General features: G+C 68.2%; 11 protein-coding genes and 1 pseudogene. 2 read left to right on the plus strand and 10 right to left on the minus strand.

The features are described from left to right. The 8 genes and pseudogenes from ACSFBC_RS23300 to ACSFBC_RS23335 all read right to left on the minus strand — a co-directional run. Positions 1-288: pseudogene (locus tag ACSFBC_RS23300) on the minus strand (MotA/TolQ/ExbB proton channel family protein); the annotation flags it as partial. A 34-nt stretch (positions 289-322) separates the two neighbouring features. Beyond that, entirely contained in the window at positions 323-1528 is a 1206-nt protein-coding gene (locus tag ACSFBC_RS23305) for an alanine racemase (protein ID WP_435512712.1), read from the minus strand. After that, entirely contained in the window at positions 1525-3909 is a 2385-nt protein-coding gene (locus ACSFBC_RS23310) for an alpha/beta fold hydrolase (protein ID WP_435512713.1), read from the minus strand. Before ACSFBC_RS23310 ends, ACSFBC_RS23305 begins: the two co-directional genes overlap by 4 nt. Beyond that, entirely contained in the window at positions 3906-5579 is a 1674-nt protein-coding gene (locus tag ACSFBC_RS23315) for a serine hydrolase domain-containing protein (RefSeq protein ID WP_435512714.1), read from the minus strand. The genes ACSFBC_RS23310 and ACSFBC_RS23315 overlap by 4 nt, the downstream gene beginning before the upstream one ends. A 56-nt stretch (positions 5580-5635) precedes the next feature. Next, complete coding sequence (locus ACSFBC_RS23320; RefSeq protein ID WP_435512715.1) at positions 5636-7030, minus strand: MFS transporter; 1395 nt, start codon at positions 7028-7030, stop codon at positions 5636-5638. A 1-nt stretch (position 7031) separates the two neighbouring features. Beyond that, positions 7032-9563 (minus strand): TonB-dependent receptor, encoded by a 2532-nt coding sequence (locus ACSFBC_RS23325; RefSeq protein WP_435512716.1) that lies wholly within the window; start codon positions 9561-9563, stop codon positions 7032-7034. Positions 9564-9633: 70 nt separating this feature from the next. Then, positions 9634-10644, minus strand: coding sequence for a FecR family protein (locus ACSFBC_RS23330; protein WP_435512717.1), 1011 nt, complete (start codon positions 10642-10644; stop codon positions 9634-9636). After that, complete coding sequence (locus ACSFBC_RS23335) at positions 10641-11198, minus strand: RNA polymerase sigma factor (RefSeq protein WP_435512718.1); 558 nt, start codon at positions 11196-11198, stop codon at positions 10641-10643. Before ACSFBC_RS23335 ends, ACSFBC_RS23330 begins: the two co-directional genes overlap by 4 nt. 285 nt (positions 11199-11483) lie before the next feature. On the opposite strand from ACSFBC_RS23335, the gene ACSFBC_RS23340 reads away from it, so the two are divergent. After that, the gene (locus ACSFBC_RS23340; RefSeq protein WP_435512719.1) at positions 11484-11810 is read left to right on the plus strand and encodes an STN domain-containing protein; all 327 of its coding nucleotides are present in this window, start codon (positions 11484-11486) and stop codon (positions 11808-11810) included. Between the two features lie 40 nt (positions 11811-11850). Here the strand turns inward: ACSFBC_RS23340 and ACSFBC_RS23345 are convergent, their stop codons facing one another. Both ACSFBC_RS23345 and ACSFBC_RS23350 read right to left on the minus strand, forming a co-directional pair. Continuing rightward, positions 11851-12501: an FMN-binding negative transcriptional regulator gene (locus ACSFBC_RS23345; RefSeq protein ID WP_435512720.1), complete on the minus strand. Its 651-nt coding sequence runs from the start codon at positions 12499-12501 to the stop codon at positions 11851-11853. Between the two features lie 182 nt (positions 12502-12683). Continuing rightward, positions 12684-13658, minus strand: coding sequence for a Bug family tripartite tricarboxylate transporter substrate binding protein (locus ACSFBC_RS23350; RefSeq protein WP_435512960.1), 975 nt, complete (start codon positions 13656-13658; stop codon positions 12684-12686). Between the two features lie 214 nt (positions 13659-13872). Between ACSFBC_RS23350 and ACSFBC_RS23355 the strand changes: the two genes are divergently transcribed. Next, entirely contained in the window at positions 13873-15660 is a 1788-nt protein-coding gene (locus ACSFBC_RS23355) for an IlvD/Edd family dehydratase (RefSeq protein ID WP_435512961.1), read from the plus strand. Positions 15661-15673: the final 13 nt, after the last annotated feature.

A 15673-nucleotide genomic window follows, 5' to 3' on the forward strand; every position in this document is an offset into this window, starting at 1 on the left:
CAGGATCGCGAGCACGGCCTTGGTGACGGCATCGCTCTGCGCCCAGAGGGCGCCGATGCCGTAGGGGTTGTCGGTCTTGACCGCTGCGGCGTGGGCTGGAGCGGGCGCCGGTGTCGTTGCGGCAGCGGGTGCTGCTGCGGCTGCGGCCGTCGGTGCCGCGGCGTTGGCGTTGGCTTCGGTGGTCGGTGCGGCGGCATTCTGTGCGTGCGCCGGCAGGGCGCCCGCCAGGCAGAGGGTCAGTGCCATCGCAGCAGCCGGCACGAAGCGGGCGAGAAGCGTTTTGATCATGTGTGTCTCCAGCGAAAAGAAAGAAGGGCTCCGCTCACGCGTCCAGCGCGTTGGCATTCCAGCCGCGGGTCTTGCCCCAGATGGCATGCACGTCGGCGCCTGCGCCGCGCACGACGTGGTAGCGGTCATAAGGTGCGGCGGTCATGCAGGCGTGGTGGGGCAGGATGCGCACGCGGCTGCCGACCGGCAACGCATCGAACATGGCCTGCACCGCGCCGTCGGTGTCGCTGTCGGTTTCGCCATCGCATGCGATGAGTCCGTGCTCCTGGTGCAATTCAGCCACGCGCAAACCGCCCAGCGGTGCCGTGCCATCCACCTTGCAGATCAGCCCGAAGCCCAGGCCGTCGCGAAACTCGGCGGCGGACTCGTCCTTGGACAACGCGAGCGCGCCGGCATCGATGAGCACGCGGCGCGAGCGCGGGTTGTGGCCGATCACGGTGGCGAGCACCGACAGCGCGACGTCTTCGATCTCGCAGATGCCGCGCGCAGCCTGGTCGAGGTCGAAGAAGGTATAGACACCGGGCCGCATCTCGGTCACGCCGTCGAGGCGTTCGGCGCACACCGCGGTGGGTGTGGCCCCGACGCTCACCACGTTGATCGACAGGCCGGCCGCACGCAGGCGTTCGGCCGCGTGCACCGCGCCGGCACGCTCGGTCTCGGCGATGGCGCGGATCGCGTCGCGCCCTTCGACGTGGTAGCTGTGGCCCGCATGGGTCAGCACGCCGACCAGCGTGAAGGCTTCGCTCTGCGCAATGGCGCGTGCGACGGTCAGCAGCTCGGCATCGTCCGGCGCCAGGCCACCGCGTCCGCCGCCGGTGTCGATCTCGATCAGCATGTTGAAGGTGGCTTCCAGCGCGCGTGCCTCTTCGGCCGCCGACAGCACCGCCTCGACACGGTCGGCCAGCAGCGTGATGCGTGCACCGTAGCTGCGCTGGATGCGATCGAGGGCCTCGATCTTGCCGGCACTGATGCCCACGGCATAGGTCAGGTCCAGAAAGCCGTTGGCCGCGAAGTAGTCGGCCTCGGCCACGGTCGACACCGTGATGCCGCCGGCCTGTCCGCGCGTGGCCACGCGCGCCACTTCTGCCGACTTGGAGGTCTTCAGGTGCGGGCGCAGGGCCACGCCGTGGTGTGCCGCGCGCTGCGCCATCGCTGCGCAGTTGCGTTCGAGGATCGTGCTGTCGAGCAACAGCGCCGGCGTGGCGATTTCGGCCAATGCCATGTCTGCGAAAGCCTTCATCGGGATGCCTCGATCTGTGCCACCACCTGATCCACGGCTGCGGCCACCTGGCTCACGAAAGGCGGCAGCAGCACCAGCGTCATGTGCGCCGCGCCTTCGATGCAGGCCAGGCGGCGTTGCGTCGACAGCGCTGCATGCGCCTCCTGGAACTCGGGCCAGCGCTGTTGCACCGCGGCAAGCGCCGGGTCGGCACCGGCCGGCAGCGGCTGCTGCTGCGCCCACAGCACGGCCAGCGGACGCGAGCCGAAGTCGGGCGAGGCCGCCGCCTGGCGCGCGACTTGCGGCAGGCCGCGCACCTCGGCCAGTGTGGCATCGAGCGCTTCGGGCGTGTAGATCGCCTTCATCTGGACCAGCACCTGCGGCATGTCGGCGAACAGGGCCTCGATGGGCGCGTGCTCCGGCGGTGGCGGGCCGCCGGCCTGGAAGTTCGCACGCTTGTCACGCTCGGCAGCGAACTGCGATTCAGGCGGGCGCTCGTACATCGCGAACTGTTCGGGGTGGCTGGCGTCGAGCATCACCACACCGGCCACCTGCAGCGGATACAGGCCCGCGTAGACCCGGTTCAGCAGGCCGCCGATCGAATGGCCGATGAGCACGATCGGGCCCGTCACGCCAGCGGCTTCGAGCAGCGCATGCAGGCGGCGCGCGGTGCGCTCGCCGTCGAAGGGCGCCTCGTCGGCTTCGCTCCAGCCCATGCCGGCACGGTCGTAGCTGATCACCGGGTGCTTCGCGGCCAGCGCCTGCTGCAGCCGCGCGTAGGTCGTCGAGGCACAGCCGCCGCCGGCTTCGATCACGATCGTGGGCTGCGCGGCGTTGGCCGGCGCCGGGCCGCTGCGCTGCAGGTGCATGCTGCGGCCGTCGACGCTGTACAGCTCGCCGGGTGCGGGCATCCAGTGCGGGCGGCGGATCAGCGGGGCGCTGCGCTGGGGGTCTTCGACACGCGGCCAGTAGTCGAGGTCGCGCACGCGGTACGGCAGGTTGGCGAAGTCGGTGCTCAGCGCAGCCGGCGTCGACACGTAGAGCACTGCGCTGGCGAGCGGGCCGAACTCCGCATGGAAGTGCTGCGCCGACTTCACCACGACCAGCTTCTTGGCCGTCAGGTCGATGCCCAGGCCCGTGAAGAGGTCGCTGCCGATGACCTGGTTGCGCTTGCTGATGAGCACGATGTCCACGCCGTTGGCCGCCTGCACCCAGACGCAAGGGCCCATGGGCGTGTGATTGCCTTCCGCCAGGCCGCGCTGCGAATGCGCGTCCTTCACGGCCTTGACGGTCACGTGCAGGTCGATCGGATCGCCAGAGGCCGGGCCGCACTTGCCGCCCAGCCGCAACGCGAAGCTGGCGCCGACGCCGGCATCGCGGCACAGCTGCACCGCCCCCAGATCCCAGACGCCGCCGAAGGCCACGTCGGCGATGCCGCGCTCGATGATCGCGCGCAGCACGAAGGTGCTGTCGCTGGTGGCGCCGCCGCCTGCATTGTCGGCCGTGTCGGCGATGACCACCGGGCCTCCCGGCAGGGCCATGGCCCGGTCGAGCGCCTGGTCGACCGAGATCGAAGGCACGCCGGTCTGGTGGCGCAGATCCCAGAATTCGCGGCCCAGTTCCTCGGCGAGCTTCGCGGCCAATGCGGGGTCGTTGTCCGTCACCACCCACAGCTTGGCACCGGACTCGGGCACGTCGGCCCAGGGGAAGCCATGGCCCAGCGAGACCGAGAGCACGCCCGGGAGCTTCTCCGCGGCTTCCATGCGGCGCACGAAGCCGGCCATCGGTTCGCGCGTGGTGTGCCACTTGCCCACCATGCGGCAGTCGTGCACGGCCGTCACCGGCTTCACGCGGCCTTGCGCGGTGTCGACCACGATGCGGATCAGCTCTTGCAGGCGCTCCAGCGCATCGGTGTGCGGATATTCCTTGTAGCAGATGATCACGTCCGCACCGTGCAGCATCTGCTGCGTGAAGTGACAGTGCAGGTCGAGCGACACGCCGATGGTCACCTTCGGCCCGACGATGGCGCGCACGCGCGCGATCAGGTCGCCTTCGCCGTCGTCATGGCCCTCGGCGACCATGGCACCGTGCAGCACCAGGATCACGCCGTCGACCGGACCGGCCTTGCGCAGATCGTCCAGGATGTCGTCGCGCAGGCGCTCGTACACCGGGCGCACGATGCGCCCCAGCGGCTGCGCGAAGGCCAGCAGGCTCTCGACCATCTCGTGGCCTTCGGCGGCCAGCTGCTTGCGCGCCTCCACCGCGAACATGCCGTAGCCGGTGGCGTCGCGCGTGCTGGCGTCGCCGCGGAAGATGCCGTAGGCCTCGAAGCTGCCCTGCCCGGTGGGGGCTGAAACGAAGGTGTTGGTCTCGTTGGCGAACAGTGCGGTGAAGAACTTCATGCGCGTGGCTCCTGACGGGCAAGATGGATGTTTCGCGAGCGCGTCGTGGCGAACAGCAGTCCCACGACCCGGCCGTCCCTGCGCTCCACGTTCAGAATCGATTTGCCCATCTGGGACAGCACCGGATCGACCGAGACGAGCGTCATCACGTCGGCCGACAGCGGCGTCAGCACGTACGCGTGCTGACCCTGCCGGCCCTGCACGGTGAGCCGCAGCTTGCCGTCCACCATCGCCATCTGCGCGGTGGCGTCGAGGTCGGGGCTGGTGTAGTCACCGCACAGCGCGTCGGCGAGCGACACGGCATCGGGCGCGGTCTCGGGCAGGCGCTCGAAGCGGCGCGGCTGGCCGCCTTCGTGCAGCACGAAGGCCTCGGGTGCGCGTTGAGGGTCGATATCGGCGGTGTCGAGCACGAGGTCGTTCGTCGGCAGGTCCTGCAGGCCCAGCCACAGCTTGCCGTCGCCCTGGTTCAAGGGCCTGGCCTCGCCGGCCTGCCACGACATCGCCAGCTTGCCAGCCACGTCCGCAAAGCCCAGCAAGCTGCCCGTGGAGGGCGCGTGGTAGCGCTGGCCGGGCAGCGCGGGGAAGGCGCTGACCAGCGGGCGCACCTCGGGCGGCGCAAGTGCGTCGCCCAGCAACAGCTCGATCACCTTGAGGGTCAGCGCCCCCGGCGACACCGGCGTGCCGTTCACCATGGCGATGATGTCCAGCCCGTGGGTGGGCACGCTGATCATCTGCGACTGCGCGCCGAGCACGGCGCCCGCGTGGTGGACGATCTCGACGCCGCGGTACGGGTGGCGCGCCAGCCCGAAGCCGTAGTTCACCTTCGAACCCGACGACAGCGTGGTGGGCGCCGACAGCAGGGCCCAGCTCTTCTCGCTGCCCACGATCTTTTCGCTGCCGTGCATGTGCGCAAGCCAGCGCAGCATGTCGTCCGCCGTCGACACCAGCGAGCCGCCGCCGTCGAGTTCGCACGGGTACAGGCCGCGGCGCCAACCGCCTCCGGGCGCGGGCATGTACAGGCCGGCCATGCCGGGGACCACGTCGAGGTCGGTCTGCACCGAGGCGGTGTCGGCCATGCCCAGCGGGTCGAACAGGCGCGCCTTCAGGAAGTCGTTGAAGCTCTGGCCGCTCACGCGCTCGACGATCTTCGCCAGCAGGAAGTAGCCGCCGTTGCTGTAGACCATGTGCGTGCCGGGCTCGAAGTTGAGCTCGCTCTGGCGCGCCATGGCCGGCAGGCCCGGGCCGGGCAGCGTGAACGTGAGGCCGTGCGCAATGGCCCACAGCTCGTCATGGCCGCGCCAGCCGCTCGTGTGGGTCAGCAGATGGCGCAGCGTCGGGCCGTTGGCGCTCAGCTGCGGCAGCTCGGGCAGGTGCTTCTGCACGGCGTCGTCCACGTCGAGCAGGCCGTCTTCGGCCAGCAGCAGCACGGCCATCGCCGTGAAGTGCTTGCTGGTGGAGGCGATGCGCATGCGCGTGGTCGGCGTGAGGGACACGCCCATCTCCAGGCTGGCCATGCCGACGGCGCGGCGGTACAGCAGGCGGCCGTGCTGCGCGATGCCCAGCACCAGGCCGGGCGCATCGCTGCGATTGAGGGGCGCCACCAGCGCGTCGATGGCGGCCAGTGCGGAAGCGGTGTCAGGGAGAGAGGCTGAAAGGTGTGGTTGTGACATGGAGGAACAACGAACGATGAAAGGGAGGAGCTGGATCTCGAAGCAGAAGGCTCGGCTCAGTTCGGCTTCGCTTCGCGCATCAGGCGAACGAACGGGCCTTCGGTGGCGCGCAGCACCATGGCGCCCAGGCTGCCGCCGACCAGCGTGGTCGCGACGATGGACACCGCCAGGCCGTTGGGCATCGACTTGAGGGCGTCCGACAACATGCCGACCATCAGCGGACCCACCACGCCGAAAGGCAGGCTGGCGATCGTGAGCAAGGCGATGGTGCGGGCGCGCAGGTGCGGCGGCGCCGCGTCCTGCAGCACGTTGGGCAGCAGCACGGCACTGCCGATGAGCGGCACCACCAGGAGCCCCAGCAGCATGAAGTTGTGGTTGGCCGAACTCGCGAACAGCAGCAGCGTCGACATCAGCGCCGCCGAGAGATTGCCCAGCATGATCAGGCGCAGCGCCGCGGCCGGCCCCATGCGCGGCTGCACGTAGCGCATCGACAGCACGCCCAGCAGGCCACCGGCCACCGTGCCGCACAGGAAGGCCAGGCCCATGCCCTGCCCCATCTGCACCGGCGTGACGCCGTAGGTGCGCGCCGTGACGATCGGCAGCCAGGTGCCCAGCGAGCTCAGGCCCACGCTGGTCAGGCCGACGCCGAACACCAGGCCCGCGAAGGTGCGCCAGTGCCGGCGCACGTGCTGGCGCAGCGTGGTGCTGGCCGACGCGTCGGCGCTCGCAGCGGCCGGTGCACCGGGCTTGGCTTCCTGCGCGCCGCCGCGCGGCGTGCGCCGGATCGACAGCACCAGCAGCGTCACCGGAATGCCGGCGGAGGCCAGCACGAAGAAGGTCAGGCGCCAGGCTTCGAGCTGCCGCATCGCGACGGGCAGCCAGGGCCGCAGGTCGTCGGTGAGGTGCACGATGGTGCCGCCCAGCAGCGCACCGAGCGCACTGCCGAAGATGGCCGACAGCGCGAACACCGCATTGGCCAGCACCCGCTGCGCGCGCGGGAACAGGTCGGGGATCATGCTGTTGGTGATGGGCGTGAGGCCCGCCTCGCCCACGCCCAGGCCGACAGAGGCGACGAACAGCACGCCGTAGTCCATGGCCGTGCCGCGCATGGCCGTGGCGGCGCTCCACAGCACCACGCAGGCCGCGAGCACCACGCGCCGGTCGTAGCGGTCGCTGAGCCAGCCCAGCGGCATGGTGGCGATGCCGGTGAACAGCACGATGCCCGCGCCCTGCAGCAGCCCGATCTGCGTATCGGACAGCGACAGCGTCTGGCGGATCGGCTCCGTCAGCAGCGTGAGGATGACCTTGTCGATCGACCCCAGCACCGTCGCGATGATGAGAACCGCCAGCGCATACCAGGCGCTGCGCGGCGCTTTTCGTGTCGTTTCTTGCGCTGAGGGACGTGTGGCATCCGGCGGCAACCCGGCCACCAGCGGAGTAAGGCTCGACATCTCAGAACGGAACGTTGACGGACACGCCGATGCTGCGCGAGGGCGCCAGCGCCGCCTGCACCAGGTTCGGGTTCCCTGTCGGGCTGGTGTCGATCGACAGGATGCCGCGCTTGTTTGCCAAGTTGCGCACGTACGCCGAAACGCTGAAGCGCTGGAAGTCGATGCCCGCCTGCAGATCGACCAGCGTGTAGGCCGGCAGCTTGACGCTCGGGATGATCGAACTGCCGGGATAGCCCGCGTCGCGCTTGCCTGTGTAGCGTGCGCTGACGCCGACATAGGCCGGCCGATCAGCGATGCTGAGGTTGCGCGTCACGCCCAGCGTGGTCGCGAAGCGTGGCGTCTGGGGCAGGCGGGTGCCCGCCTTGGCCTCGAGGCCCTTGGCGTCCTCGGTCAGGCGCGCATCGATGAGTGCCGCGTTGGCGATGAAGCGCCAGTCCTTGGCGGGCTTCCAGTTGAGCGTGAGTTCCCCGCCCTTGATGCGGGCGCCCCCCGCGTTGGTGACGAACACGAAGCCGCCGCTGCGCGTGGGCTGCTGCACGTCACGCCACTCGATGTCGTAGAGCGCGGCTTCCAGCGACAGCGTGCGGTCCAGCAGGTCGGCCTTGTAGCCGAGCTCGTAGCTCCACAGCGAGTCGGACTGGTACATCGGCTGCACGATGTTGCGGTTGGTGTCGGCCTTCAGCACGTTCGGGCCGCCTGGGCGGTAGCCGCTCGCCGCGCGGAAGTACACGTTGCTGGTTTCCGACAGCGTGTACTTGGCGGCGGCGAGGTAGGTGATGGGGCTTTCCGACGAGGTTCCGGCGGCGTCCGCGTCGACCGCGCCGACCAGCCGGCCGCTCTGGCGGCTGCTGTAGTTCTGGCTGTTGTGCGCCAGCCGGACGCCGCCGGTGAGCGAGAACGCAGGCGTCATGTTCCAGGTGACGTCGCCATAGGCGGCCGTCTCGCGGTAGCGCGAGAACTGCGTCGACGACAGCAGGCTCATGGTGCCCAGACCGCCGGCCAGGTTGGCGTCCAATCCCCCGTTGTTGGCGCCGCGCTCGCGGTTCAGATAGAGACCGGCCAGCCATTCGAAGGTGGTGCCCGAGCGCGAGGTCAGGCGGAACTCCTGGCTGATCCGGTGCTGCTCCACGACGCTGTTGATCGGCGCCGAAACCACCGGCAGGCGCAGCGCGCTCAAGGTCGGCCCGTAGATGCGGGTGACGTCCACGGTGTTGTGGATTTTCACGTCCTGCGCGGAGGTGATCGAGTTCAGGCGGGCCCAGCCGAAGTCGTACTCCACGTCGAGGCCGAACAGTTGCGTGCGGTTTTCGTACGGCTCGGGGAGCGACCGCTGCCGCGTGCGCTCAGCGCCCCACGGGCGGCCGGTCCGCTTGTCCATGTCCTCGAAGCCCAGGCCCTTGCGCTTCACGTCCTGCACCATGCCAGTGAGACGCACCGTGAGCTCTTTCGTGGGCGTCACCAGCAGCGAGACCCGGCCGCCGTCGGTGTGGCCGCGGTCGATGTCCTGCCCCGCCGCGCGTCCCACGGCGTCGTAGCTGCCGCCCAGCCGATCGGTGAAGGCGGCGAAGCGCACGGCCGCCACGTCCTCCTTGATCGGCACGTTGAGCACCGCACCGGTCGTGAAACCCATGCCGCCGTCCTGCGTCCAGGAGGTGCCGAACTTGACCGAGCCGCCGAACTCCAGGGTGTCGGGCTGGTTGGTCACGTACTTGAGCACGCCGCTCATCGCGCCCGCTCCGTACAGCGTGCCCTGCGGGCCGCGCAGTACTTCGATGTGATGCAGGTCGAGCATGCCCATGTCCAGCGGCGTCGAGCCGGCGAGCGCGCCGGCCGAGCTCAGGCCCGTGGCGACGTCGTCGACGTACACGCCGACCGTCGCGATGCCCTGCGACGGGCCGGTGGTCAGCCCGCGCATGGTCAGGATGCCGCCCACGCTGCCGCTGCTCGTGAGGTTCACGCCCGGCTGCTCGGCCACGTAGTCGGCCAGGTTCTTGGCGCCGGCGCGCTCCAGCGTCTCGGCCTTCATCACGTTGACCTGCATCGGCACTTCGCGGATCGGCTCACGACGGCGCGTGGCCGTGACAGTGACGCTGTCGAGCGACTGCGGTGCTTCGGTCGATGGCATCGCCACCGCCGCCGCCACCGGTGCGGCGGCATGGATCACGATCGCGCCGTCTGCGCCGCGGCGCGTAAGCAGCGGCGTGCCTTCGAGCAGGCGCGACAGCGCGTCCTGCGACGACAGCGCGCCCTTCACGCCGCGTGTCGTCAAGCCCTTCACGTCGTCGACCTTGTAGAGCAGTTGCACGCCGCCCTGCGCGACGTAGGCATCGAGCGCGGTCTTCAGGTCGCCGCCGCCGATGTCGAAGGCCTGCTGCGCCTGGATCTGCGCCTGCGCATGCACCAGCACGGGCAGCCCGCTCATCAATGCCCAGGTGCCACCGAGGACCCAATGACGGATCGCCGCCGAAGGGCGTTTCTTCTTCGTCTGCTTCTTCTTGGCGGGCTGGCCGAGGCCTTGCGCGATGCGATTCATGGGGGTCTCCAGAGTGGTGTTTGTTTTGGTATCCACTGAGACGAACGCCCGGTCACATTCCGGTAATAAGCTAGTTCGAAATTCTGATTTCGTTGCCACTGTCCTGTACCGCCAGGCCAAAACCCTGCTTGAGCAGGGCCACGAACCCGCTCATGTTGTTGGCATCGAAGCTGCCGCCGATGCGCACCTGCGCGATGGCCGGATCGGCGATCACCAGCTTGCGCGTGTTGTAGCGGTTGAACTGCGCGGCCGCATCGCCCAGCGTGGTCTGGTCGAACACCAGCTTGCCTTCGCGCCAGCGCAGTTCGTCGTCGACCTGCTTGGGCGCCTTCGACATCACCAGCACGTTTTCGGCACGCGTGACGGCGGCCTGGTTGCGCGTGAGCACGGTGGGCTCGGCACTCTTCGCGTCGGGCTTGGCCGATGCGATCTGCACCCGCCCCTCTTCCACCGTCACGTTCACCTGGTCGCCCTGGCGCCGCACGAGAAAGCGCGTGCCCAGCACGGTGATGCGGCGGTCGCCCGCGATCACGACGAAGGGGTGGGCCTTGTCGTGTGCGATGTCGAAATAGGCCTCGCCCGCGTCGAGCCAGACCTTGCGCCCGCTGTCGTTGACGGCGGCGCGCAGCTGCGTGGCGGTGTTCAGCGTGAGCTTCGATCCGTCGGGCAGCGCCACCGACTGGCGCGCCCCCACGGCGGTGGCGTAGTGCTGGCCCCCCTCTTCCTGCATGTGCTGCCAGCCGAGCCAGGCGGTGCCGGCGACCGCGACCAGCATGCCGGCGGCGATGCGCTGCAACGAAAAGCGCGACAGGCGCCGGGCCGGCCATGCGGGTTGCGGCTGCGGTGCAGCGGCGGGCGCGGGGGTCGGAGTCGGGGCAGGCATCGGCGGTGGGGTGCGCAACGCGCCCAGCCGGTCGCTGCGCTGCCAGACGCTGGACAACCGGAGCCAGGCCACACGGTGCGCGATCGATTCGGCGATCCAGGCGTCGAGCTTGTGCGCGTCGGCCTCGGTCCAGGTACCGCTGTCGCGGCGCGCCAGCCAGTCGGCGGCGGCGGATTCGATGCGTTCGGCTTCTGTCATGTCGAGAGCCTCTTTTCGTTCTGCGCCCGACCGAAGGCCTTGGTGTCGAGCAGCACCCCTTCGGAGAGCAGCGCATCCGCCAGCGCCCGCACGCCCCGCGACACCTGCCGCTCGACGGTGTCTTCGGTGATGCCCAACTGCGTGGCGACCTCGCGCTGCGACAGGCCTTCGATCTTGCGCATCTCCACCACGCGGCGGCACTTGGACGGCAAGGCATCGAGCGCCGTCTGCAGCAGCCGCAACTCGCCGCGGCCCGAGGCGTGGCGTTCGGGCGTGAGTTCGTCGGCCGAGAAATCGAGCGCATCGAGGTCGGCGATGATCTCGATCGACACGATCTGCGACCGCCGTGCACGGTCGATCAGCAGGTTGCGCGCGGTGGCGAAGACGAAGGGTTTCACCAGTTCGGGCATGGCCTTGGCCGCTGATTCATAGATGCGCATGTAGACGTCCTGACGCAAGTCAGGTATTTCGGCGTCGTCGCGCCAGTTGCGGCGAAGGAAGCGCGTGAGCGCGGCCTCCATGGGCAGCACTTCCCTGACGAACCAGTTGTCCAAGTCACTGAGAACCAAAAAAGCGCTCCTGGGAATGGCCGGATGGGGTGACGGCTCGTCGCCGGGATTGACGACAGACACTGAGACGAACGGCCAGCAGATTTCCGGTAACGCACGGCGGAAAGCACCAAGAAATTCTAGGCGGCACTGAAATGGGGCACCCCGTTACCGGAAAGCGCCGCCGCGCTCGTCTCATGGGGGTAACAAGAACCATCTCGCCGGAAATACACCTACATGACTCGATTCTGGAGGCAGACCCCCCTCCTCCATACCTGCGCAGGCCGGTGCATGGCCGTCGCGCTCGGATGCTTGCTGACGACGGGCCTGTCCGGCGCCCACACCCGGGATTTCGACGTTCGCGGCGGCGAACTCCGGCCGGCACTCGATGCCTACATTGCGCAGTCCGGCGTGCAGCTCATCTACAAGGTGGAAGACGTCAAGGACCTGTCGACGCGGGGCGTCAAGGGAAAGATCGCGGCCGATGCGGCGCTCGACAGATTGCTGGACGGCACGCGCCTGCGCATCCGTCGCGGGCAGGACGGCGCGATGGTGCTGATCGCGCCGCCTGCGGTGAAGGCCGTCGGCGTTCCGGCGGCAACGGACAGGGCGCCTTGAGCGGGGTGCGGCAGTCCGCGTCGCAACCCTCGCAGGTCGATCAGCCGTGTTCGCGCCCGGACATGGCGTGCTCGACGAGGGAAGCCATTGCCGCAGCGCCGTCGGTGCCTTCGGCCGCGAGGCCTGCGAGGGTCCCCAGCCTGTCTTGCCACGCCTCGTCCTGACTGGCCTTGAGTTTTCCGACCAGGCGTTCGATGGGAATCTCGATGCCTACCACCGCGCCCAGCAGCTTGTCGATGAAAGCCGCTGGTGCGTCTGTCAACTTCCAAGCCGGCTGGCGCGAGGATTCGTGAAAAGCCGTCAAGCGAACCAGCATGTCGCGCAGCCAGTCCTTGTCGTCGATGGCGCGGGCCACGCCGTGTGCGTGTGCGACCACGTAGTTCCAGGTGGGAACGACTTTCCCGTGTTCCTGCTTGCCCGGGTACCAGCCTGGCGTGATGTACGACTGAGGGCCCTGGAACATCACCACCGAATGTTCCGATGCGAGGAGCTGCTTCCACACGGGATTGGCGCGCGACACGTGACCCAGAAGCGTCCCGTACTGGCCCCGTGACCTGTCGAGCAGAAAGGGCACATGGTTTGCGACCAGCCCTTCGCTGCTGGGTGCGACCCACGCGCCCAGCGGGTAGGCCTCCATCAAGGCGTGGGCTTCGACAACGTCGGGCTGTGCGTGGTGCGTCGATACGTACACGAAAACTCCTAAGACCGGTTCATCCGCCCCCCCAGCGCGAGGGCCGTTTCGGCCGGATTCTGCCGTACGCCGCTCACCCTCCGTAGAAAGGCAGCACAGCGCCTGGAGTGGCCCGTCCGAAGCAGAACCAAACCCGATGTGGACAGAACGACTGTTCGCCGCGACAGCAACTCACGCGTGGATCAGTCCGCCTTGATGCCAGCGTCCTTGATGACCTTCGACCAGCGTGCGACCTCGGCCTGGATCTGCCGACGCGTTTCGGCCGGGGTCGTGTAGACCGGCGCGGCCCCTTGTGCAAGCAGCGAATCCTTCACTTCCTTTTTCTCCATGGCATCTTTCAACGCGGCGCTGAGCTTGGCCAGGATCGGCTCGGGCAGACCTGCAGGCCCCAGCACACCGAACATCGACGTGATCTCGCCCCCCGTCAGGCCTGCTTCGGCGACGGTGGGCACATCGGGAATCGCCGCCTGGCGCGTGGGCGTGGTCACCGCCAATGCACGCAGCTTGCCACCCTTGATGAACGCTTGGGTGGCCGGCAAGGTGTCGAATGCGACATCCACCTGGCCGCCCATCAGGTCGTTCAGTGCCTGCGGGCTGCCCTTGTAGGGGACGTGCGTGATCTGGACATCCGCCTGCCGCTTGAACAATTCGGCGGCCAGATGCTGCGGCGATCCGTTGCCGGACGAGCCGTAGTTCAGACCCCCCGGCTTGCTCCTGGCGAGGGCGATGAATTCCTTGAGATTGGTCGCCTTCACCGAAGGACCGACCACCACGACCAGCGGCACGCGGCCCACGATCGAAATCGGTGTGAAGCTCTTTTCCATGTCGAAGCCGGCCGTGGCCGGCTGCAGCACGCTGTTGATCGAATGGCTGGTCAACGCGCCGAGGAGCAGCGTGTAGCCGTCGGGCTTTTCCCTGGCCACAAATGCGGCACCCAGATTGCCGGCGGCGCCCGCCCTGTTGTCCACGACGACCGGTTGGCCCAACGCGTTTGCCAACTGCAGGCCCACGACCCGTCCGATCACGTCCGTGGCGCCGCCCGCGGTGTAGGGCACCACCAGCTTGATCGGGCGTTCGGGATAGGTCTGCGCCATGGCAGGCAGCGCAGCAACCGCGACGAGGCTGGTCAGCGCAAACATCGCGGCACGGCGGCACATCGAGGGGTTGGATCGGGGAGTGGGACAGGTCACGGAAGCCTTCGGTTCTGGGATGAAAAAGCGAGGGGCCGGCAAGGACCCGACTGGGCGCCACTATAGGCAATATAATTATTGATAATCCTAGCAATAACCCTATTGGGGATTGAAGTCTGCGCTCGTAACCTGCAGCACGCCCCCGCACGAACGGGTTCACAACCACCCTCCAAGAGCCCCCATGACAGACGCCCACAAGCCTGCAGCCGACGCCAACCACGACATTGCCCCCGCGGATGCCGCTCAAGGCATCTCCAAAGGCCTGACGAACTACGGAGACCGTGGCTTCTCGCTCTTCTTGCGCAAAGCCTTCATCAAGGGGGCGGGCTACACCGACTCGGCCCTGGATCGACCGGTGGTGGGCATCGTCAACACGGGCAGTGCCTACAACCCCTGCCACGGGAACGCACCTCAGCTGATCGAAGCGGTGAAGCGCGGCGTCATGCTGGCCGGCGGCCTGCCGATGGACTTCCCGACCATCTCGATCCACGAGAGCTTTTCGGCGCCGACGAGCATGTATCTGCGCAATCTGATGTCGATGGACACGGAGGAGATGATTCGCGCGCAGCCGATGGATTCCGTGGTGCTCATCGGAGGTTGCGACAAGACGGTGCCTGCACAGCTGATGGGGGCTGCATCGGCCGGATTGCCTGCCATCCAGTTGATCACCGGCTCCATGCTCACCGGCTCGCACCGCAGCCAGCGGGTGGGCGCCTGCACGGATTGCCGGCGCTACTGGGGCAAATTTCGCGCCGAAGAAATCGACGCGGAAGAGATTGCGGATGTGAACAACCAGTTGGTGGCCAGCGTGGGCACCTGCTCGGTCATGGGCACGGCCAGCACGATGGCCTGCATTGCGGAAGCGCTCGGCATGACCGTGCCTGGCGGCGCTTCGCCGCCGGCTGTGACGGCGGACCGCATCCGCGTGGCGGAGCAGACCGGCACCGAGGCCGTCCGCATCGCGCGCGAGCGGCTGACCATCGACAAGATCCTCACGCCCGCCGCATTCGAAAACGCCATGCGCGTGCTCCTGGCCATCGGGGGTTCGACCAACGGCATCGTTCACCTGGCGGCCATTGCGGGTCGCATGGGTCTGGACATCGATCTCAAGGCGCTGGACCACATGGGCCGGGACACGCCCGTGCTGCTGGACCTGAAACCATCGGGCGATCACTACATGGAGGATTTCCACCATGCGGGTGGAATGGCGACGCTGTTGCGTGAGCTCAAGCCGCTGCTCAACCTGGACGCGCTGACAGTGACGGGCAGGACGCTGGGCGAGGAAATCGAAAGCGCCGGCCCCGGTTTCGCGCAAACCGTGGTGCGCACACGGGACAACCCCATCTATCCGCAGGGCGGGATTGCCGTCCTGCAAGGCAATCTTGCGCCGGGTGGGGCCATCATCAAGCAGTCCGCGGCCCATCCCAAGTTGATGGAGCACGAAGGCCGCGCGGTGGTGTTCGAGAACGCGCAGGACCTCGCCAACCGCATCGACAGCGATGCGCTGGACGTGACGGCCGACGACATCCTGGTGCTCAAGAACATCGGTCCCAAGGGTGCGCCGGGCATGCCGGAGGCGGGCTACATTCCGATTCCGCTCAAGCTCGCTCGCGCCGGCGTCAAGGACATCGTCCGGATCTCCGACGGCCGCATGAGCGGCACCGCCTTCGGCACGATCGTGCTGCATGTGACGCCGGAATCGGCGGTCGGCGGTCCGCTGGCCTATGTCCGCAATGGTGACCGCATCACGCTGTCGGTGTCTCGACGGGAGCTGACGCTTCATGTGACGGACGAGGAATTGGCCAAGCGGGCCGTGGAAACGCCGGTCGTCGTGCCCACGGCAGACCGTGGCTATCGCAAGCTCTTCCTGACGACCGTGACGCAAGCCGACCAGGGCGTGGACTTCGATTTCCTGCGCGCCGCACAGATGCGCGGCAAGGTGCCGCGCTCGGGATCGGACCCGGCCTGACAGGCTGACAGGC

The organism is Variovorax frigidus, assembly GCF_051216515.1.
Classification (GTDB): Bacteria; Pseudomonadota; Gammaproteobacteria; order Burkholderiales; family Burkholderiaceae_C; genus Variovorax.